The organism is Robertmurraya sp. FSL R5-0851 (genome assembly GCF_038002965.1).
Lineage (GTDB): Bacteria > Bacillota > Bacilli > Bacillales > Cytobacillaceae > Robertmurraya_A > Robertmurraya_A beringensis.
Window position 1 is genome coordinate 1683594 of record NZ_JBBOOE010000001.1, and the last position, 21899, is coordinate 1705492.

The 21899-nt window shown below is 37.8% G+C and carries 22 protein-coding genes and 1 tRNA gene; 18 read left to right on the forward strand and 5 right to left on the reverse strand.

Features of this window, described 5'->3' with window-relative positions:
* The first annotated feature begins 25 nt into the window (after positions 1–25).
* The 4 genes from hflX (at position 26) to glnA (ending at position 4480) form a co-directional block, all read left to right on the forward strand.
* The gene (gene hflX / locus MKX65_RS08705; protein ID WP_160545522.1) at positions 26–1282 is read left to right on the forward strand and encodes a GTPase HflX; all 1257 of its coding nucleotides are present in this window, start codon (positions 26–28) and stop codon (positions 1280–1282) included.
* A 13-nt stretch (positions 1283–1295) separates the two neighbouring features.
* Complete coding sequence (locus MKX65_RS08710; RefSeq protein WP_340903265.1) at positions 1296–2567, forward strand: methionine gamma-lyase family protein; 1272 nt, start codon at positions 1296–1298, stop codon at positions 2565–2567.
* Between the two features lie 135 nt (positions 2568–2702).
* Entirely contained in the window at positions 2703–3110 is a 408-nt protein-coding gene (locus MKX65_RS08715) for a MerR family transcriptional regulator (protein ID WP_066058366.1), read from the forward strand.
* A gap of 35 nt (positions 3111–3145) precedes the next feature.
* Positions 3146–4480 (forward strand): type I glutamate--ammonia ligase, encoded by a 1335-nt coding sequence (glnA, locus tag MKX65_RS08720; protein WP_340903266.1) that lies wholly within the window; start codon positions 3146–3148, stop codon positions 4478–4480.
* A 175-nt stretch (positions 4481–4655) separates the two neighbouring features.
* On the opposite strand, the gene lexA is transcribed toward glnA, so the two are convergent.
* Entirely contained in the window at positions 4656–5282 is a 627-nt protein-coding gene (gene lexA / locus MKX65_RS08725; protein ID WP_160545519.1) for a transcriptional repressor LexA, read from the reverse strand.
* 154 nt (positions 5283–5436) lie between these two features.
* Between lexA and yneA the strand changes: the two genes are divergently transcribed.
* The 6 genes from yneA (at position 5437) to MKX65_RS08755 (ending at position 9860) form a co-directional block, all read left to right on the forward strand.
* On the forward strand, positions 5437–5751 hold the full coding sequence (yneA, locus tag MKX65_RS08730; RefSeq protein WP_160545518.1) for a cell division suppressor protein YneA: 315 nt from the start codon (positions 5437–5439) through the stop codon (positions 5749–5751).
* Positions 5752–5759: 8 nt separating this feature from the next.
* The gene (locus MKX65_RS08735) at positions 5760–6440 is read left to right on the forward strand and encodes a YneB family resolvase-like protein (protein WP_160545517.1); all 681 of its coding nucleotides are present in this window, start codon (positions 5760–5762) and stop codon (positions 6438–6440) included.
* Positions 6441–6554: 114 nt separating this feature from the next.
* Positions 6555–6788 (forward strand): DUF896 domain-containing protein, encoded by a 234-nt coding sequence (locus MKX65_RS08740; protein WP_160545516.1) that lies wholly within the window; start codon positions 6555–6557, stop codon positions 6786–6788.
* Positions 6789–6947: 159 nt separating this feature from the next.
* The gene (gene tkt / locus MKX65_RS08745) at positions 6948–8948 is read left to right on the forward strand and encodes a transketolase (RefSeq protein WP_340903267.1); all 2001 of its coding nucleotides are present in this window, start codon (positions 6948–6950) and stop codon (positions 8946–8948) included.
* A 171-nt stretch (positions 8949–9119) separates the two neighbouring features.
* Positions 9120–9557 (forward strand): sporulation inhibitor of replication protein SirA, encoded by a 438-nt coding sequence (gene sirA / locus MKX65_RS08750; protein WP_340903268.1) that lies wholly within the window; start codon positions 9120–9122, stop codon positions 9555–9557.
* 87 nt (positions 9558–9644) lie between these two features.
* Positions 9645–9860, forward strand: coding sequence for a YneF family protein (locus MKX65_RS08755; protein ID WP_119707634.1), 216 nt, complete (start codon positions 9645–9647; stop codon positions 9858–9860).
* A gap of 410 nt (positions 9861–10270) precedes the next feature.
* On the opposite strand, the gene MKX65_RS08760 is transcribed toward MKX65_RS08755, so the two are convergent.
* Positions 10271–11626: a transposase gene (locus MKX65_RS08760; protein WP_340903269.1), complete on the reverse strand. Its 1356-nt coding sequence runs from the start codon at positions 11624–11626 to the stop codon at positions 10271–10273.
* A 352-nt stretch (positions 11627–11978) separates the two neighbouring features.
* On the opposite strand from MKX65_RS08760, the gene MKX65_RS08765 reads away from it, so the two are divergent.
* From MKX65_RS08765 to MKX65_RS08775, 3 genes are all read left to right on the forward strand, one after another.
* Entirely contained in the window at positions 11979–12143 is a 165-nt protein-coding gene (locus MKX65_RS08765; protein ID WP_340903271.1) for a hypothetical protein, read from the forward strand.
* Positions 12144–12679: 536 nt separating this feature from the next.
* Positions 12680–14428: an ABC transporter transmembrane domain-containing protein gene (locus MKX65_RS08770; protein WP_160545512.1), complete on the forward strand. Its 1749-nt coding sequence runs from the start codon at positions 12680–12682 to the stop codon at positions 14426–14428.
* Between the two features lie 3 nt (positions 14429–14431).
* The gene (locus MKX65_RS08775; protein WP_160545511.1) at positions 14432–16222 is read left to right on the forward strand and encodes an ABC transporter transmembrane domain-containing protein; all 1791 of its coding nucleotides are present in this window, start codon (positions 14432–14434) and stop codon (positions 16220–16222) included.
* Between the two features lie 39 nt (positions 16223–16261).
* Here the strand turns inward: MKX65_RS08775 and MKX65_RS08780 are convergent, their stop codons facing one another.
* Positions 16262–16432 carry an aspartyl-phosphate phosphatase Spo0E family protein gene (locus MKX65_RS08780; protein ID WP_119707638.1) on the reverse strand — a complete coding sequence of 57 codons (171 nt, stop codon included), beginning with the start codon at positions 16430–16432 and terminating at the stop codon, positions 16262–16264.
* Between the two features lie 277 nt (positions 16433–16709).
* On the opposite strand from MKX65_RS08780, the gene MKX65_RS08785 reads away from it, so the two are divergent.
* The 3 genes from MKX65_RS08785 to MKX65_RS08795 all read left to right on the forward strand — a co-directional run bounded on the left by MKX65_RS08785 (position 16710) and on the right by MKX65_RS08795 (position 18544).
* Entirely contained in the window at positions 16710–17417 is a 708-nt protein-coding gene (locus MKX65_RS08785; protein WP_160545510.1) for a cytochrome c biogenesis protein CcdA, read from the forward strand.
* Between the two features lie 166 nt (positions 17418–17583).
* Entirely contained in the window at positions 17584–17943 is a 360-nt protein-coding gene (locus tag MKX65_RS08790; protein ID WP_160545509.1) for a response regulator, read from the forward strand.
* A gap of 133 nt (positions 17944–18076) precedes the next feature.
* A complete protein-coding gene (locus MKX65_RS08795) occupies positions 18077–18544 on the forward strand; it encodes a CcdC family protein (RefSeq protein WP_340906197.1) in 468 nt (155 codons plus the stop codon).
* Positions 18545–18618: 74 nt separating this feature from the next.
* Here MKX65_RS08795 and MKX65_RS08800 read toward each other — a convergent pair whose 3' ends face one another.
* Complete coding sequence (locus MKX65_RS08800) at positions 18619–19044, reverse strand: DUF2621 family protein (RefSeq protein WP_160545508.1); 426 nt, start codon at positions 19042–19044, stop codon at positions 18619–18621.
* Positions 19045–19151: 107 nt separating this feature from the next.
* Between MKX65_RS08800 and MKX65_RS08805 the strand changes: the two genes are divergently transcribed.
* Together MKX65_RS08805 and MKX65_RS08810 are read left to right on the forward strand one after the other, a co-directional pair.
* On the forward strand, positions 19152–19958 hold the full coding sequence (locus MKX65_RS08805; protein WP_160545507.1) for a hypothetical protein: 807 nt from the start codon (positions 19152–19154) through the stop codon (positions 19956–19958).
* Positions 19959–20076: 118 nt separating this feature from the next.
* A tRNA-Sec gene (locus MKX65_RS08810) sits at positions 20077–20173 on the forward strand.
* A 744-nt stretch (positions 20174–20917) separates the two neighbouring features.
* Here MKX65_RS08810 and MKX65_RS08815 read toward each other — a convergent pair.
* Positions 20918–21622: a toxin regulator gene (locus MKX65_RS08815; RefSeq protein ID WP_340903272.1), complete on the reverse strand. Its 705-nt coding sequence runs from the start codon at positions 21620–21622 to the stop codon at positions 20918–20920.
* Positions 21623–21899 lie beyond the last annotated feature (277 nt).

A 21899-nucleotide genomic window follows, 5' to 3' on the forward strand; every position in this document is an offset into this window, starting at 1 on the left:
GAAAAAAGGATAATGAGGTGATTTCTTGGATCAAAAGCATGAATATGAAAAGGTGATTCTCGTTGGTTGTCAAACGATTGAGGATGACGAAAGATTTCACTATTCGATGGAGGAACTCGCTTCTTTAACGGAGACCGCGAAAGGTACAGTACAAGCAACATTATCTCAAAAGAGAGACAGAATCCATCCATCTACATACATAGGTAAAGGGAAAGTTGAAGAGTTAAGAGCGTTAGAGGAGGAAACAGAAGCAAATATTATCATATTTAATGATGAGCTTTCGCCGAGTCAGGTACGAAATCTATCAAAAGACATCTCTGCGAGAATTATTGATCGAACGCAGTTGATTTTGGATATTTTTGCCCAACGTGCACGTTCGAAAGAAGGGAAGCTTCAAGTCGAATTGGCCCAGCTTCAATATCTACTTCCCAGATTGGGTGGGCAAGGAACACAGCTTTCTCGACTGGGTGCTGGAATAGGGACGAGAGGTCCGGGGGAAACCCAGCTTGAGACCGACCGAAGACATATTCGAAGACGAATTGACGATATTAAAGCCCAGCTCGCAGTAATCGTGCAGCATCGTGATCGATATCGTGAGCGTCGGAAAAAGAATAAAGCCTTTCAAGTGGCGCTTGTTGGATATACGAATGCGGGGAAATCGACAATTTTCAATCGCTTAACGGAAGCAGATTCGTTCGAGGAAAATCAGCTGTTTGCCACACTTGACCCTATGACGAGAAAAATGATTCTTCCAAGCGGTTTTAGTACATTACTAACAGACACGGTTGGATTTATTCAAGACCTTCCAACAACTTTGGTTGCTGCCTTTCGTTCTACCTTGGAGGAAGTACGAGAAGCAGATCTTCTTTTACACGTCGTGGATATGTCGAGTGCGGACTCATATCAGCATGAACAAACCGTACATAAGTTACTCGAGGATTTAGATATTCAGCAAATCCCACAATTGACCGTTTATAATAAGAGAGATATGAAAAATCCTGACTTTGTTCCAACTGCCAAAACGGAAACTTTGCAGATTTCTGCATTTAGTGAAGAAGATCGCTTTTTATTAAAGCAAAAAATGGAACAGGTGATTATTTCAGAAATGAAATTTTACCAAGTTGAGGTTCCTTCCACAGAAGGAAAGCTGTTAGCTCAATTAAAAAATGATACGATACTAAGGGAGCTAGCATTCGAAGAAGAAAAGGATATGTATCTATGCAAAGGATATGTACTCAATGATCACCAAATATTAGGACAAATAAATCAATACAGCATTTAGTTAGGAGAACATCATGTATCAGCATTTCACATTTGGGGAAGCATTAAAGCCGATTGTTCGGCAGGTCGAAGAGCAAATTTTTATGAAGCATCAACAAATTGACCTGACGGTGGAAGCGAATCAGTTTCGCGTTTTAGAAAGCTATCAACGTCATCAAGTAAGTGATTCACACTTTATCCCTTCAACAGGGTATGGCTATGATGATATTGGTAGAGATACTTTAGAGAAAATTTATGCCGATGTGTTTGGTGGAGAAGCAGGGCTTGTTCGTCCGCAAATCATCTCCGGGACGCATGCCATTTCCATCGCTTTATTTGGTGTGTTAAGACCAGGAGATGAGCTCTTGTACATAACGGGAAAACCGTATGATACATTGGAGGAAATAGTAGGGATTCGTGGGAATGGTGTAGGTTCATTAAAGGAATTTGGGATATCCTATCAAAGTGTGGACTTAAAAGAGGATGGACAGGTCAATTACGAATATGTAAAAACCATGATCAAACCAAATACAAAAATGATCGGTATTCAGCGTTCTAAAGGGTATGCAAATCGACCTTCTTTTACCATTGATCAAATTAGAGAAATGATTGAATTTGTTAAAAATATAAAAGAAGATGTTGTCGTATTTGTTGATAATTGTTATGGTGAATTTGTGGAGTTAATGGAGCCTTGTCATGTAGGAGCTGACTTAATGGCAGGCTCCTTAATTAAGAACCCTGGTGGGGGACTTGCCAAAACCGGTGGGTATATCGTTGGAAAAGAAAAATATGTAGAAGCATGCGCCTATAGGATGACCTCACCAGGTATCGGAGCAGAAGCGGGTGCCTCTCTTTATAGCCTTCAAGAAATGTACCAAGGTTTCTTTTTAGCTCCGCATGTGGTTGGACAAGCATTAAAGGGTGCGGTTTTTACATCAGCTATTCTTGATAGATTAGGAATGAACACAAATCCGTCCTGGGACGCAGAACGGACAGATTTAATTCAATCGGTTCAGTTTGATGACAAAGAGAAAATGATTGCCTTTTGTCAAGCTATTCAATTTGCTTCTCCTATTAATTCACATGTAACGGCATACCCGGCTTATATGCCTGGTTATGAAGATGATGTGATTATGGCTGCGGGAACATTTATTCAAGGAGCGAGCATTGAACTGAGCGCCGATGGACCGATTCGACCACCGTACGTTGCTTATGTACAAGGGGGACTAACTTATTCTCATGTGAAATTGGCCATACTGATTGCGTTGAACCGATTAGCAGAAAAACAACTAATTAGTCTCAACTAAGTAGATTATGTAGGGTATTTTAATATTTCTCTTTTTCTACAAAAATTCCATGTTATATAAACTAACATTATGTTGACAGAAAAACTGACATTTCATATAATGAAAATATGAAAGAGAGAAATGGAGGGACTACAAATGAGCGGAAGTGATATCCGTCGTTCCATGCCATTATTTCCAATTGGAATTGTGATGCAGCTTACAGAACTATCTGCAAGACAAATTCGATATTATGAAGAGCACCAATTGATCTCTCCGGCTAGAACAGAGGGAAACAGAAGAATGTTTTCTTTGAATGACATTGATCAACTTTTAGAAATAAAAGATCTGATCGAGCAAGGTGTGAATCTTGCAGGAATTAAGCAAATTTTTTCTGTGAAAGAGCAACAGGTGCTTTCAGAAGAAATGGTGAAGGAAGCAGAGAAAGCAAGACGTGATCTGTCCGATGATGAGTTACGAAAAATGTTGCGCTCAGAGCTTATGCATGCTGGCCGCTTTAATCGTTCGTCATTGCGCCAAGGTGATATGTCACGCTTTTTCCACTAATAAAAAGAGATTTACTATTCAAGGGAGGAAACAAAATGGCTAAGTTTACAAGAGATGATATTACAAGAATGGCAGAAGAACAAAATGTAAAGTTTATTCGTTTGCAATTCACTGACATCTTAGGAACTATCAAAAACGTGGAGATTCCTATCAGTCAGCTTGAAAAAGCTTTAGACAACAAAATGATGTTTGACGGTTCTTCTATCGAAGGTTTTGTTCGTATTGAAGAGTCAGACATGTACTTATATCCAGACTTAGACACATGGGTGGTTTTCCCTTGGACAGCTGAAAAAGGTAAAGTGGCACGTTTAATCTGTGACATCTACAATCCAGATGGAACTCCATTTGCAGGTGACCCACGTAACAACTTAAGAAGAATTATTAAAGAAATGCAAGACTTAGGATTTTCTGATTTCAATCTTGGACCTGAGCCAGAATTTTTCTTATTCAAGCTTGACCAAGCTGGAGAACCTACACTTGAATTAAACGACAACGGTGGATATTTCGACCTTGCTCCAACGGACCTTGGTGAAAACTGCCGTCGTGATATCGTGTTAGAGCTTGAAGAAATGGGCTTTGAAATTGAAGCATCACACCATGAGGTTGCTCCAGGACAACACGAAATCGACTTCAAATATGCTGATGCATTAAGCGCTTGTGACCAAATCCAAACGTTCAAGCTTGTTGTTAAAACAATTGCACGTAAGCACGGTCTACATGCAACATTCATGCCGAAGCCATTATTCGGAGTAAACGGTTCTGGAATGCACTGTAACGTTTCATTATTCAAAGAAGGCAAGAACGCATTCTTTGATCCAACTGGAAACCTAGAACTAAGCGACACTGCTCGTCAGTTCATCGCTGGTATCATTAAGCACGCTCCTAACTTTACAGCTGTAACGAACCCAACTGTAAACTCTTATAAGCGTTTAGTACCTGGTTACGAAGCACCTTGCTACGTTGCATGGTCTGCTAGAAACCGTTCACCGCTAATCCGTATCCCTGCATCTCGTGGAATTTCCACTCGTGTAGAAGTACGTAGCGTTGACCCTGCTGCTAACCCTTACTTAGCAATGGCTGTATTACTTGCTGCTGGTCTTGACGGAGTGAAGAACTCTTTAACACCGCCAGCTCCAGTTGACCGTAACATCTACGTTATGAACAAAGAAGAGCGTCAAGCTGTTGGTATCGAAGATCTACCAGCTACACTTGCTGCTGCTTTAGATAACTTAAAATCAGACGAAACAATGATTACCGCTCTTGGAGAGCATATCTTCGAACACTTCGTGGAAGCAAAAGAGATCGAGTGGGATATGTTCCGTACACAAGTACATCCATGGGAGCGTGAGCAATACATGTCAATGTATTAATCCTTATAAAGAAACCCTCAACACTTTCTGGTGTTGAGGGTTCTTTGTATGATTGAATGTAAATGGTGAGGTGGCGTTTATGAATAATAATCTCAATGTTCAGTCGAAGAAAGAGCTTTGATCCATTGTATGTAAAAAAAGAAAGCAAGCATTTATTGATGCTTGCTTTCCTTTATTAATGAATATGACGATATACTCCGATAACTTTTCCTAGGATAGACACATTTCGTAGGATAATTGGTGTTAGAGAAGAGTTCTCCGGCTGTAAACGAACATAATCTTTTTCTTTGAAGAATCTCTTAACTGTCGCCTCATCTTCCTCGGTCATGGCAACAACGATGTCTCCGTTATTCGCTGTTTGCTGCTGCTTCACGATCACGTAATCTCCATCAAGGATTCCAGCTTCAATCATACTGTCTCCCATAACCTCAAGCATAAATACTTGTTCATCCGCGGGGGCAAGGCGTTCCGGGAGAGGAAAATACTCTTCAACATTTTCAATAGCAGTTATAGGTATACCAGCTGTTACTTTTCCGACTACAGGAACGTTAACGATATTATATTTTGGTATATTGCTTACCACCTCATCAAGATCCAGAATCTCAATAGCTCTTGGCTTTGTTGGATCTCTTCGAATATACCCTTTGCTTTCAAGTCTAGCTAAATGGCCGTGTACGGTTGAGCTTGAAGCTAAACCAACCGCTTCCCCAATTTCACGAACGGAAGGCGGATAGCCCTTTTGCTTAACTTCTTCTTTTATATATTCTAGTATATCGACCTGACGTTTTGATAGTTTTGTCATACTTACCGCCCCTCATTGGTTAATCTTGACTATATTATAGCATGTTCTACCAGTGCATACAAACATAAGTTCGAATAATTGTTGACACAAAACAAATGTTCGGTCTATAATAATAACATAAATACGAACATACATTCTAATAGAGGTGTTTTACATGAAAACTTTATGGAACAAATATTCATATGCTATTATTCTAGTTATCTTATCTATCCTAGCGTCGATTATTTTAGTAATTTCTAGTGGTGAATCAGTTGAGGAAAAATATATGTCTGTAACGATTAATGAAGGAGAAACTCTTTGGGACCTTTGTCAAAACTACGCTGATAAGCATGCTTTGTCTGAAACAGAGTTTGTATCCTGGGTAGAAGAAATTAATGATATTAATGGGAACGTATTGTTAGTAGGTGATGAAATCTATATACCTGTAGAATTAAACGATTCCGCTGTTAGAGAGCTTGCTTCGAATTAGGAGGAAATATGAAGGCAATTATCTATTGTAGAGTAAGTACTGAAAAAGAATCACAGTACTCTTCTCTAAAAAGACAGGAAGAAGAGTTATTGAAGCTGTCAAAACAACACGACATGGAAGTTGTTGAAGTGATAAAGGAACAGGCAAGTGGTTATGACTTTGACAGAGAGGGTATTTTGCTCCTACTTTCACGATTAAAGAATGAGAAAGTAGATGCAGTCCTTATTCAAGATGAAACGAGACTTGGTAGAGGAAATGCCAAAATCGCTTTGCTTCATTGTATACTAAAGGATAACATCAAACTTTTCAGTGTCTCACATAACGGTGAGTTACAATTATCTGAATCGGATTCTATGGTATTGCAAATTGTAAGTATGGTAGAGGAATATCAGCGAAAGCTTCATAATAGTAAAATTAAAAGAGGAATGAACCGAGCTGTTCAAAACGGTTACAGACCAGAGAAAAATCTGAAAAATAACGGTGTTCATGCAGGGAGAGAGCGTATTGAAGTACCGATAACAGAGATTGTACGGTTACGAGACAATGATTTAACATTTTCGGAAATCGCTGCAACTTTAAGAGGTTTCGGCTATGAAATCTCAAAAGCTACAGTAAATCGAAGATATCTTGAATACATAGAAGAGGAAAAACATCTAAAAAATATCTCACCAAATGCTAACAAGTCATAAAAATTGTTGGCATTTTTTGTTATTCGTACCTCTTTACGCTTCTTCCTTGTCAAAGACTATATCTTTTAGTAACATGATTTCTATTGGTAAAACTAAAAGTGAAGGAGCAAAGAGATGCTACCGAAGGAAAGAATCGCTAGAATTAATGAACTAGCAAAAAAAGCAAAAGCTGAAGGGTTAACAGAAGCGGAAGCAAAGGAGCAGTCAAAGCTTCGTAGTGAATATTTACAAATATTTCGATCATCTATGCTAGGAACGCTCGAAGGTGTAAAAATTATTGATCCTTTGGGCGAGGATGTAACACCTGAAAAGCTTAAGAAACTAAAAAATAGCAAAAAACTACATTAATTTCTAAATTTATTCACCAGGAAATGATAGAATACACAGAAAATTATAAAATATGTGTTTTTTTCAAAATTTATTTAGCCAATCTGTTGTATAAATAGTAGAGCAGATATAATATTAAAAAGTGGGATTATTAGATAAAGAATAGGAAGGGTTGAAAAAATGTTTGAACAAAATGATGTACTAGCAATAAACGCAATACGTACTTTATCAATTGATGCGATTGAAAAAGCTAATTCCGGTCATCCGGGTATGCCGATGGGTGCTGCTCCAATGGCTTATACATTATGGTCGCGCTTTATGAATCATAATCCTAAAAACCCAGAGTGGTTTAACCGTGATCGTTTTGTTTTATCTGCAGGGCATGGTTCTGCATTGCTGTATAGTCTTCTTCACTTATCAGGCTATGACGTAACGATGGATGATCTTAAGAGCTTCCGTCAATGGGGAAGTAAAACTCCAGGTCATCCTGAATTTGGACATACACCAGGTATAGATGCAACCACTGGACCACTAGGGCAAGGAATTGCAATGGCAGTTGGTATGGCGATGGCTGAAAGACATTTAGCTGCTACTTATAACAAAGGTAACTACAATGTAGTAGATCATTATACATATAGCATTTGTGGTGACGGAGACTTAATGGAAGGTGTTTCTGCTGAAGCTGCTTCACTTGCAGGACATTTAAAACTTGGTCGTCTAGTTGTATTATATGATTCAAATGATATCTCTCTTGATGGTGACTTAGACCGTTCATTCTCTGAAAGTGTTGAAAAACGTTTTGATTCATATGGATGGCAATACATTCGTGTAGAGGATGGAAATAACCTTGAGGAAATTGCAAAAGCAATTGAAGATGCTCAAGGTGATCAACACCGTCCTACACTAATTGAAGTAAAAACTGTAATCGGTTATGGTTCACCAAACAAATCTGGTAAATCAGATGTTCATGGTGCCCCACTTGGAGCAAATGAATTAAAGCTAACGAAAGAAGCTTACCAATGGACGTTTGAAGAAGATTTCCATGTTCCCACAGAAGTATATGATACATTTAATAAATACATTGTGGAAACTGGTGTAAAGAAAGAAAACGAGTGGAACGACATGTTCGCTTCTTATAAAAATGACTACCCAGAGCTTGCTCAACAGTTATCAGCTGCTATTAAAGGTGAGCTTCCAGAAGGTTGGGACAAGGATCTTCCTGTATATCCTGAAGGAAAAGCACTTGCTAGCCGTGCATCATCAGGTGAAGCTCTTAATGCAATCGCTAAGAACACGCCTTCATTTATCGGGGGTTCAGCTGACCTTGCTGGTTCTAACAAAACAATGATTAAAGGTGTAGGTGATTTTACTCCTGAATCGTTTGAAGGTAAGAACATTTGGTTTGGCGTTCGTGAATTTGCGATGGGTGCTGCGTTAAATGGTATGGCTCTACATGGTGGAGTAAAGGTATTTGGAGGAACTTTCTTTGTATTCTCTGACTACTTACGTCCAGCTATTAGATTAGCTGCATTAATGGGTCTTCCTGTAACGTATGTGTTCACTCATGACTCAATTGCAGTTGGGGAAGATGGACCAACACATGAGCCAGTTGAACAGCTTGCTGCATTACGTGCAATGCCAAACTTAGGTGTTATTCGTCCGGCTGATGGTAATGAAACAGCAGCAGCTTGGAAGCTTGCACTTGAATCAACTGATCTTCCAACAGCTTTAGTGTTAACAAGACAGGATTTACCTACCATTAAAGACACAGATAAAAATGCATATGAAGGCGTTAAGAAAGGTGCTTATGTTATTTCACCAGCATCTAAAGAACAAGCAGATGTATTATTGCTTGCTGCTGGTTCAGAAGTAGGTTTAGCTGTTGAAGCACAAAAAGCACTTGATGCAGAAGGAATTTCAGCTTCAGTAGTAAGTATGCCTTCATGGGATCGCTTCGAAAAGCAATCTCGTGAATATAAGCAAAGTGTTATTCCTCCAACTGTTAAGAAGCGTTTAGCTATTGAAATGGGATCATCTCTAGGATGGCATCGTTATGCAGGAGATGAAGGGGAAGTATTAGGAATTGATACATTCGGTGCTTCTGCTCCTGGTGAAAAAATCATGGCAGAATACGGATTTACAGTAGAAAATGTAGTTGCTAGAGTTAAGGCTCTATTATAAGTTTGAAAAGGTTGTTCTAGAAATAGAACAGCCTTTTTTTCATGCATCAAGATCTACGACTTTTTCCGACAAAAATAGTGGAAGTTTTTGACGACGTAAGACAAACGTTCTATTTCTACTTCTTTATAATAGAGAGAAATAACATTATTTGGTCAGACGAGGAGGAGCTTGGTGAGAACATATCAGTTGTATTTAATCGATGATGAATTTGCCTCTCATTATTTTGGTAGAGAAAAGATGTTCTTTGATCTGTTTGCTGAGTATAATGAATCCTTCGGTGAACTGAAAAATATATTAAAAAAACAAATCCAGTTTATTACAAAACCTCTATCGACACTTCGCCTTCAACAATATATTCTTCAACAACTAGGAAAAAATCAGGATTTTGAACACAAACAGGGGATATACTATATTCAAAATGGACATGTAAGCTCTGCCAAACTAGAGATATTCGAAAAGCATATTACTATTCATGCATTTGGTAGTTACGATGCGGAGACACTTTTCTTCGAAGTTTTACGTAAAAGTGAAAGCTCATTTTTGGCAATTGACCTCGGACATGAGCGTTACGGGTGGCTCAGACCAATTAAGGAAAGAAAGTTAATTTAAAATAGGAGAAATTGCACAGCAAATATTGTATAATAGCATTTGGTTTAGTACACTGTATGATAGACAACATGAAGGAGGAAGTTTAGTATGTGGACGCATATTCTAGTAGGCGTACTTGCTTTAGCAGCAGGTGTTGCACTAGGTTTTTTCATTGCTCGCCGTTACATGATGAGCTACTTAAAGAAAAACCCACCAATCAATGAACAAATGCTAAAAATGATGATGATGCAAATGGGAATGAAACCATCTCAGAAGAAAATCAATCAAATGATGTCAGCAATGAACAAGCAAACGGGCAAGTAATTTGTCACGGACAAGCCCTGTACATAGGCTTATGTTTTGATTGACTCAATCCCAAATAAAGACCACCTTTTCTGCACAAACAAACAGAAAAGGTGTTTTTTTATTCTGCTGAATTTTTTTCCTTTTTTCGCCTCTTCCTTATCGGAGGTTCTTTATAAGTTAAGCTATGGACTTCAGTTCGAATAATGTTTTTAAGAAAATGCTCTAAGAAGGGATAGACTCTACCTGTATAGTCCTCTAATGATTTACATTCATAATGTGCAGGTAGGTAGACACTATATTTACATGTAACCTCATATGCGGGTCTATTATATTGATCAGCAATTTCTTTGTAGCTGAATCAATTTCATAATTGCCTTCTTTTAAAAAAGTCGAGAAAATCCCTAATGAGAAATTGTACTTTTTTAAAATTAAGCTACTTGTTTTTGTTGGATTTCCATTTGTTTTCTAATACGGTCTACAGCTAATTTTGAAGCATTGTAAACAAGTGTGACAAAATCAAAATGAAGTTTTGCTTTTTTTCCCTTTCGATGACGGACATTACCTAATTGGAAAAATTCTTTCAAATACGCATTTACCCGTTCAACAGCTGTTCTTTCTGCGAAAAGGGTTTTCCATTTTTCTGAACCTCGTGCTGGTGCTGTGTATTTTCTGAGGTCTGTTTCGATTCTGACTTTATAGACTTTTTGACATAACGAGTCTTTTGCTAAAGGACAATCTTTACACTCTTTTGGCCGAACAAATTTTAAAGATTTATATGTCTTGTCATAGCTATCATAGCGGTACGAGTGCTCTCTGACGCAAGTAGGAGCGAAATGTTGATCATAACCAACTATTTCACCTTCACCACGTTTGTTATAAGCGATAATGGAGTGAGCATCCATCCGAAAAAGTTGTTGATAGATTGGAACAAAATCATAGCCTGCATCCATGGAGCCATACTGAATAGAAAGCGGAAGTTGTTGAATACCCTTTAAAAGAGGTATCGCAGCCTTGCCATCATTCAAGTTACCAGAACTCATAATGGATTGAAGAATATATTGACTCTTCGAGCCAACCGCAAGGTGGGCTTTGTATCCATACCAGAACTCGTTTTTTCCTTCGCTGTTTTTCTTAATCCCCCATGCGGGTTCTACAGGCATTTCTGAGCGGAGCTCTTCTAGGGAAACATCAAGTTGGGCGGAAATAGGCTTTTCGTAAAGAGTCATATTCAGCTGTTCTTCGAGTTTTTGTTGATCAAATTGTTCTTTTTCTTCTTTCTTTTTACGGCCACGCTTTTTCGGTTCTGGTTTTGGTTTTTTTTCTTGGGCAGGTGCATGATCCCTTGCTTCAAAATGTGTGGCATCAATCGCTATGTTTTCATCATTAACAAAACCTTCTTCAATGGCATGAAGAAGAATGGATTCCTTAGTTTTCTCAATGGCGTTTGTTTCTGATAGCTTCTCAATTAAACGGGAATATGAAGCTTCAGAAGGAATCTGATCCGAAACTAAAAATCCGCATTCAAGACGAAAGATAAAATCATGTTTAAGTCTTTTAATAAGATCCTTGATTGTAGGAATACGCTCGATAAATCTAGCCACCAAAGAATAGATCATCGCAGAGTAATTCAACTCTGTTGGAGCACCTAACCAGGATTTTTTTGAGACGGCAAAAACAGCAGTGTCCATGTCAATAGTTGAGAAAATGGCATTATATCGTTGGGTAGGTTCTAGATCGAATAAATCTTGAATGCTAAATAGGCTTCCTTGTCTTATAATAGGCATAGGGAGTCTTCCTCCAGTCGTTAGAGTTGGTTTGGTCACTTACTCATTTCGACATTTGGGGAGGTACTCCTTTTTTAGTATCTAAAAAACCTTGAGCCCGTAGGGCTCATAATTATGAAATTCATTCAGCTATGTAGTTTAATTACATTATGGTTCTTTCGAATAGAAAATTTTTGATTTAGTTCATATGTTAAAAACGTGACATATCCTATTGCATTAACCACCTAATCACACTCACCCTGTAATTATTATCTCATCTATTATACAGGACATTGTGATTTCGTCCATCACTATCTAAATATTGATAAGTATGATGGGAAATGTCCATCCTATAGAGGAGGAGGTGGGAAATATGGTACGCATTCATAACCCAGTTAAAGGGGATAAAAGTAAGCTAGGTGCAGACAACCAGATGCATGGTGGAACGATGGAAGAAGTCGACCAATTTTCAAATGCTATTTACCAGGCCGTTCATCCAGGTAAGGGTGACGATAAAAACAATAATAGTACGCAATGAAAACGCCATCATGGCGTTTTTTATTGTGAAGGACTAATTTAGCGCCTATGGTTACCAGTATTTAGTGGAAAGAGGGAACTAAATTTGATTTTAAGACCTATGAATTCCAAGAATTAGTGGAATGAGGGAACTAAATTTGATTTTAAGACCTATGAATTCCAGGAATTAGTGGAATGAGGGAACTAAATTTGATTTTGAGACCTATGAATTCCAGTATTTAGTGGAATGAGGGAACTAAATTTGATTTTAAGACCTATGAATTCCAGTATTTAGTGGAATGAGGGAACTAAATTTGATTTTAAGACCTATGAATTCCAGGAATTAGTGGAATGAGGGAACTAAATTTGATTTTAAAGCCTATGATTTCCAGGAATTAGTGGGACGAAGGAACTAAATTATGAAGTTGAAATACCAATACTTCACCCATTCATTAAACTACAATACCAAAACACTGCAAGTATCTTCCTTATTTTCACAAGATTTGGTAAACTATTCTAGTTACAGGAATTGTTTTTTAGGGTTGGGGGTTGTGGGGAATGAAAGTTTTTATTGATTTGATGTGGTTTTTCAAGCAGGAGAAAAAAGCATATATTACTGGGGTTCTTCTGTTGTTAATTGTTGCATTTTTGCAGCTTGTTCCTCCAAAAGTGATTGGGCTTGTAGTCGATCATATTGAGCAAGGGTCCTTAACGATGAAGATATTAGGGACATATTTGCTCCTACTTGTAGGGGCTGCTCTAATGATGTACATACTTAGGTATTATTGGAGAATCATGATTTTTGGTTCAGCAGTTAAGCTCTCCATGCAATTACGAAATCGATTGTTTCATCATTTTACTTCAATGTCACAATCCTTTTACCAAAGAAGAAGAACGGGAGACTTGATGGCACATGCGACCAATGATATTCAAGCGATACAGCAGACGGCAGGTGTAGGGGTACTCACCTTTGTCGATTCCCTTTCTACAGGTGGCTTTGTCATTCTTGCCATGGCTTTTACCATCAGCTGGAAGCTTACGTTAATTAGCTTGATTCCGATGCCGTTTATGGCGATTTTAACCAGTTGGTACGGAACGTTACTACACAGGCGTTTTCATCTCGCGCAGGAGGCCTTTTCATCGTTAAACGATAAAACACAGGAAAGTATCACAGGAATAAAAGTGATAAAAACCTTTGGTCAGGAAAAAGAAGATATAGAAGATTTTCGAAAGCAATCCAATGATGTAGTAGATAAAAATATTTCCGTTGCACGGGTGGACTCCTTGTTTGATCCGACGATTTCTATTATTGTAGGAATTTCATTTTTTCTTTCTCTTACATTTGGTGCTAGATATGTAATAAATGGTGAGTTAACGATTGGACAGTTGGTTTCTTTTACAACCTATTTAGGCTTATTAATTTGGCCTATGCTTGCCTTCGGGTGGTTGTTTAATATCGTTGAAAGAGGTAGAGCTTCTTATGATCGCGTTATCTCACTATTAAATGAAAAAGCGGATATTGTCGATGAAGAAGCAGCGTTAAATGTGACTCCAAGCGGAGATATTCAATATGAGATTCAGCAATTTACTTATCCGAACGAAGCAGAACCCATCCTACATGATATTCATTTTGAGTTGAAAAGGGGACAAACACTTGGAATTGTAGGGAAAACAGGTGCCGGGAAGACGACATTATTAAAGCTATTGATCAGGGAATATGATGTTACCGATGGTCAAATCATATTCGGTGGTCAGCACATTACACGATATAAAATCGACAAATTAAGAGAGGCAGTCGGCTATGTTCCACAGGACCATTTCCTATTTTCTGCTACGATCGGTGAAAATATCTCTTTCGCCAAGTCTCTATGTGAAAAAGAAGAGATCCACGAGGCAGCGAAAATAGCTAATATTCATGATGATATAACTCAGTTTACTGATGGGTATGATACGGTCGTCGGAGAACGAGGCGTTTCGTTATCTGGTGGGCAAAAACAGCGTATTTCCATTGCTCGTGCTCTATTATTAAATCCGGAAGTGCTCATTCTAGATGATTCTCTTTCAGCGGTCGATGCTAAAACAGAAGAGGCGATTTTAACATCACTTAAAGAAAACCGAGAGGGGAAAACAACAATCATTACCTCTCACCGACTAAGTGCCATTCAGCATGCTGATCTTATTATAGTCATTGATAATGGACAGATCGCGCAATCGGGTACACATGATACGTTAATGGATCAAGAGGGATGGTACAAGGAAATGTACCTAAGGCAACAGCTGGAAGATCTTGTGGAGCATGGAGGATAAATGATGGAAAATCAGCAATTATCAGAAGGGAAACAACAGTGGAAAGTATTAGTTCGGCTCCTAGCCTATGCGAAGCCTCACTCGAAAACGATAGGGTTGGCTTTTTGTCTCCTAATTCTTACAACAGTTGGTGATATACTTGGACCCATTTTAGTCAAAGTATTTATAGATGATTACTTAAAGCCTAGAAATCTTTCGTTTGAACCGTTATTCATGCTAGGTGCCGCGTATTTAGGTATTCAAATTTTAAACGTCATTATCTCCTATTTTCAGCTCTTAAAATTCCAAGAAATTGCCTTGAAAATTATTCAAGAGATTCGTATTGATGTCTTCTCAAAGGTTCAATCACTTGGATTGAAATTTTTTGACAAAACACCTGCTGGAAGCATTGTATCAAGAGTGACGAATGATACCGAAGCGATTAAAGATATGTTTGTGACGGTGTTAGTAACGTTTATCCAAAGCGGGTTCCTCATTACGGGTATTTTTATCGCAATGTTTATTTTGGATGTTAAACTAGCATTGTTTTGTTTAGTCATTCTACCAGTGATTTTTTTTATTATGAACTTGTACCGAAAACTAAGCTCGAAATTTTACCATGATATGAGGGAGCGACTAAGCCAGCTGAATGCAAAGCTTAGTGAATCGATTCAAGGGATGGGAATCATTCAAGTATTTCGTCAGGAAAAAAGAATGCGTGAAGAATTTGGAGTGACCAATGAGAAGCATTATACTGCCGGTATGAGGAATATAAAAGTAGATGGTTTGCTTTTGCGTCCTGCGATTGACCTGGTTTATGTGGGAGCCTTGATTATCGTTCTTAGCTATTTTGGTGTTTCGTCATTTGAAAGTCCTATCCAAATCGGAGTGTTGTATGCGTTTGTTAACTATCTAGATCGATTCTTTGAGCCGGTGAACAATATGATGATGCGCTTATCTTTATACCAACAAGCAATTGTCGCAGCTTCTAGGGTATTCAATGTTCTTGATGAACAGGAGGTATCACCTTCACAAAAAGAAACAGCCAATAGGATTCAAGAAGGCGAAATAGAATTTCGTGATGTCAGTTTTTCATATGATGGGAAAAGAGATGTATTAAAAAATATTTCCTTCACTGCAAAACCAGGTGAAACAGTCGCCCTGGTTGGTCACACCGGAAGTGGCAAGAGCTCGATTATTAATTTAATGATGAGATTTTATGAATTTGAAAGAGGAGAAATTTTAGTGGATGGGCATTCCATTAAAGAATATCCCGAAAAAGAACTTCGGACAAAGATGGGTCTGGTTCTTCAAGATCCTTTCTTGTTTTTTGGAACCGTCGCAGACAATATTCGTTTGCATAATGAGAAGATGAGCATGGAAGAGGTAGAAGCAGCTGCGAAGTTTGTTCAAGCACATCCATTTATTGAGAAGCTTGAGGGAGGATACGAGCATCAAATGGTGGAGAGAGGGTCTACGCTATCAAGTGGGCAACGGCAACTGATTGCCTTTGCTCGGACGGTAGCAGCTAGTCCAAAAATATTAATTTTGGACGAAGCAACCGCCAATATTGATACAGAGACTGAAGAAGCGATTCAAGAGGCGCTTTCACGTATGCGAAAAGGTCGAACAACGATTGCCATTGCCCACCGATTGTCGACCATTCAAGATGCCGAACTGATCTTAGTGTTGCATCAAGGGGAAATCGTCGAGAGGGGTAGTCATCAGGAACTGCTATCACTAAGAGGTTTGTACTATAAGATGTATCTTCTCCAAAATAATTTAGCCGATAGAATAGAGGATGTTGTCAGCTAAAAAATAAACAGCTTGAGTTGCTTTCGGCTCAAGCTGTTTTTAATAGGTGGGAACCTTTTTTAAAAAGATACGGTTATATTCATTTAAAAGATTGTCCAATTCCTGACTGTAATGAAGGGCAGTAGAAGAATTCAGTCCACTGATCATAGCGATCTCGATTAGCTCCGCTCGTTTCTTTTCAATGAGTGCTAAAAATTCCTGTTTTGACAATTCTGTTTAGTCCCTTCCAAATAATATCCAAAATCTTTCGTGAAACTATATACATAGTATACCCAAGAAATAGGAGAATTTCAAAAGAAAAAATCTAGAAATAGACAATTTTGTTTGGTGATTAACATTTTTTCAGGGTTCTTACATACAGTTATATGGAGTCTGGAGCTTGCCCGATTTTTGTTGCTGTCACAGAATGTTCAAATATTAATTATTATCTTTTCTATTTATCTTTTGATAAAATTAATAAGAATGATTTTTTTAGGAGTGGTTACATTTGACCGATGTAAACGTATTAATTGCACTTGGAGCCGGCTTTTTGAGCTTTATTTCTCCTTGCTGTCTTCCTTTATATCCTGCGTTCCTCTCGTATATTACTGGTATGTCAGTAGGAGAACTGAAGACGGATAATGCCATGCTACAAAGACGCAGCTTATTACATACCTTGTTTTTCTTAGTTGGATTTTCCATTATCTTTATTGCGATCGGCTTTGGAAGCTCCTTTATTGGTGAAATTTTTGCTGGCTATCAGGATCTCATTCGTCAATTAGGCGCCATTGTGATCGTCTTTTTTGGTTTCGTGGTCGTTGGTATTCTGAAACCGGATTCGTTGATGAGGGAAAAAAGATATGAGTTTAAACACCGTCCGTCAGGATATTTTGGTTCGGTTTTAATAGGAATTGCTTTTGCGGCTGGCTGGACACCTTGTACGGGTCCTATCTTAATGTCAGTAATTGCCCTAGCTGCGACAAATCCTGGTTCAGGTATGGTATACATGGTTGCTTATATACTTGGTTTTGCCATTCCATTTTTTATCCTATCTTTCTTTATAGGGAAATTACAATGGATCAAGCGCCACAATGTTTTAATAATGAAAATTGGTGGCTATATTATGATAGTAATGGGAATTGTCCTATTTTTTGATTGGATGACAAAGATTATTATCATTTTTACCAATATGTTTGGTGGTTTTACAGGCTTTTGATTTAGCTATCTTTCTGTTATAATATAGGAAAATAGTCTTAAGTCATTTTGATACAACTGTCAAAAATAGTCGAAATATTCTTTTTGTCATTGAATGTAATTTTCGTTATATTTAAATATGTATTTTAGAGATATGATTCTGTTGTAGTGTTGAGGGGGTACCAGCGATGGCAAAAATATTAATCGTAGATGATGCAAAATTTATGAGAATGACCCTTTCAGACATTCTAATTCGAAATAACCACGAGATCGTGGGAGAGGCTGAAAATGGCAGAGAAGCAATCGCTCTTTTTCATGAGCGACAACCAGATTTGGTTACAATGGACATTACAATGCCTGAGATGAGTGGCTTAGAGGCCATGAAAGAAATTAGACAGAACTACCCACAAGCAAAAGTGATCATGTGTTCTGCAATGGGCCAACAGCGTATGGTCGTAGAAGCGATTGAAGCCGGAGCTAAAGACTTCATTGTAAAACCCTTTGATGAAGGAAGGGTAATTGAAGCCGTGAATCGTGTTTTAACCTAAATATAATAGATGCTGACTAGTCGTTGATAGTCAGCATTCTTTATTTTAAAAAATATTATAATATTGGAAGTGTATCCGCTATAATTATAGGGAAAATATATTTCTTAGATTGGAATGAAAGTATATGAACAACATGGTTGTTATTGCTTCTTCAATAGGGGCCATTGGAATGGCGATTTTGGCCATGTTCGTCCGTATGAAAGCGGCGAAAAAACCTGCCACTGCAAGGAAAATTATACTACCACCTGTGTTTATGAGTACAGGTGCACTAATGTTTGTTGTTCCGATGTTTCGAGTGACATATTTAGAATTGTTTGAAGCGATGGCTGTTGGACTAGTCTTTTCTATTTTGTTAATAAAAACTTCAAAGTTTGAGATACGTGAGAATGAAATATACCTAAAACGTTCACGTGCTTTTGTGTTTATTTTGTTCGGACTCCTCGTGTTACGAATCATTCTAAAGTTACTATTAAGCTCTTCAATTGACTATGGGGAACTAAGCGGAATGTTCTTTATATTAGCTTTTTCCATGATCCTTCCGTGGAGAATTGCTATGTATCTTCAATTTAGAAGATTCCAGGAAAAACTGACAAAATTATGAGGTTTTGAACGTCAAATCATAATGGATTTGGCGTTTTTTAAAAAATAAAAGACCGCTTCATGTAAAGCAGTCTTTTAAAATAAGTGTTGATAGGGTGACATGTCTATTTTGTTTTCAGCAAGCTTCTTTTTCAAAAATTTATGGTCCCGTTTTGGAGTGGCTAAAATATATCCTCGAATCACGAGCTCTTCGGTAATCGACGGACGTTTTTCCTCTACGGCTAGCTCACCAATTTTTCCAGCGATTTTTTGTCGAGCCACATCGCGAAAAAGTTCTGGTACAGGGCTCACAAGATCTTCAAGAAGATCCTTTTCCGGCTGTTGCCAAAGATCACGAGTCTCATTCACAAAGTGCTCTTCCCAATCGAGGACAGACTTGCCGTCTTCAAGAGGCATTCTTTTTAAAAACTTACGAAACATAAAAAATCCACCGATTGCAAACGAACCGACTAGTATTAACACCCAAAAAATAATAAATATTGAAAACCATCCACTTAACATAAACTCACCTACAAAACATGATTAATACTATTATTATAGCCAAACTTCTAGCAGGGAGACAAGCAAACGTTTTAAAAGCGATTTAAAAATGGGAGAAGGAGAACAGTATGACGAAACTATATATATTCGAAGGAGTCCCTGGTTCAGGAAAAACGACCAGTGCCAAATGGTTAGCAAATAGATTAGGAGATAATGCAAAACTATATTTGGAGGGTAATCGAGAACATCCGGCTGATCATGAGTCTGTCGCTTGTCTAACTGAGGAGCAATTGAATGTGGTTGAACAAGAGTGTCCTTCGGTACGGGGGATGGCAACTCGAAAAGGCGAGAGATATTACATTTCGTACGCGAGTTTGTATGAAAAAGATCCAGAGTTATTTGAGAGATTAAAAGCGTTCGATGTATATGAGCTTCCAGTAGAAGATTACGTAGAGGTTGCTTTGGAAAAGTGGAAGGAATTTGTTGAAAAAGCAAAATCAGGAGCACATGAGTACATACTAGAATGCTGTTATTTACAAAATCCTTTTACGTTTTTACTAGCAAAACATAATTGTTCAAAAGAGATTATTTTCAATTTCTTAAATCAGATAACCAATGTAATTACGGAGCTCGATCCAGTAATCGTTTATTTTGAACAGGATAATGTAGCAGAAAACCTAGAGAAAATTCGGCAGGAACGTCCTGTGGAATGGTTTGATTTTATAACCTGGTATTACACAGGTCAGGAGTATGGGAAAGAAAGGGGACTGTCAGGGGTAAGTGGAGTTCTGCATTTCTTGGAAGAGAGGAAGCAGTCTGAGAACGAGTTTCTCCGAGGTGTACCGATAAGATCATTGATTATAAACAACACTAATGCAGATTGGGATAATATCCATAATCGACTTGCTTTTGAATTAGCACTAACAGAAAGGTAGTTTGCACGTGGTATATTAGGATAAACTACTTGAAAAATAGAGTTAAGTGCTCCATAATAGAAACCGTGTCTTAAACTGTTGTCTATAAATAAACAACTTTGAACACGGTTCTTCTTACGGGGCTGATTGGGGTACTGGTGTCCTCCACGGTCTTCAAAACCGCTTGTGTCCTGCGTGCCAGGATAGCTGGGTTCGATTCCCAGGCAGTCCCGCCAAAAAGCTAAAGTTATGAAATGTTTTAATCAGTTTCTGGTTAACGATGATATGTCTTCAAAAAAGTCACTTGCATTTTTTCGGTAAACTACATAGACCTAGTGTGACCGAATTATGTTAATAGGGTGCATAATCCGCTAATTCTTTAAAAGGAATAGTGGATTTTTTTATAGGTTGTTATTTTAGGAAAACATATAACTTTTTTGTAATGTTCAAAGGTTCATATATTACAAGCAAACAGAATGTCAGTAAGAATAACCAATGAAGGTGCTTTGCTTAAGTTACCTTATTCTAGTGAAAAATAGGAGTAGCCAAAATCTTAGGTATAATATATTTCCTCGTAGCCTATAGTATGTAGGATATAATTATTTTAATGCTTTTCGTGGTTTAACTTAATTGATAAATTTTTATAACAAATGACCTAAATACAATTATATAGTATGTGTTTTTGGGGAAATATACGTATGATTTCAATGTTTTATAGTATAGCTTAAGAGTGTGATAGAGAGGGTAATCGGTCAGTCCACACCTATATCGGTGTGAGACGTAGCTAATATCGATATAGGTACAATGGTTACTGGTGGTTTATCTTGTTAGCATGGTTAACTTACATTAGAAAGAAGATTAGAAATAAAAAAGTAATCTCCGGATTCTACATTCCAAAGATTACCCGCTGGTAGACCGGTTAATTGATCGGCCACCTAAAAACATTGCTAATGTTCTTATACTAATGAAAAAAAATACATTTACTGTTCTATTTTATCAACTAAAACACCTGGTATTGATATTTGGCCGCCCATTGTAGATTCGTAAGTGATTAAACCACTAGACAAACCCATGATCGTTATAATGTCATCTTCCAAGACTCTGGATGAAACAACAGAAGAATCAAATTCTGCAAAAAGAATGGTGTCGTAATTTTCATTAACAGCCAATCTTATTTGAGTCGTGCCATCGCCTTCCATTACTTGAACTACTTTTCCACGAAATTTAACTTTTTGAGTAATGAAATCATCTGGTGTTCTTGCCAACTGGTCATAGGTAATCCCTGTATCATAGCCTTTCTTTGCTTCTGCTTCAGCCCTAGCTGCTGCATCTGCTTCAGCCTTTGCTTTAGCTGCCGCCTCAGCCTCAGCCTTTGCCTTTTCTTCTGCTAAGCGTTTTTCTTCGGCTGCCTTAGCTTCCGCTTCTTTTTGTTTACGCTCGTCGTCTTTCATTTGAAACCAAGGAGCAGCTTCATCTACCTTCGCTTGTAATTCTTTGTTAGTAACTTCTAAACTTGCTACTGTTTCCTCTTTTACTAATAGTTTTTTATTCAAAGAATTAACTTTGCCTTGTACCTTATCCAGTTGCTCTTGCGATGGCCCGGCGGACGCTCCAATAGCAAAAGCAACTAATCCAGTTAATACATATTTCCATCTTTTTTTAAAAAAAACTAATACTTTTTCCAATATACTTCCTCTTTTCTATTTTGATAGGTTAATTATACATGAAAAAAGGACTGGGTAATATGGTCTAACTTAAAAGAAATTGACAATTTTAGGAACCGAATCATTGGAATTGAACAGTTTTTCTACTAGTAGATTAGGACCGGTATCTACGGTATTTATTAAATAATTATACGCTAGTGATGTCGTGAGATTAGCTGGTTATGCACTGTTATTTAATAAAGTTTTGACTGATGGGATCTATTGCTGAACACCGGATGAGGAATGAATACCTTATTCA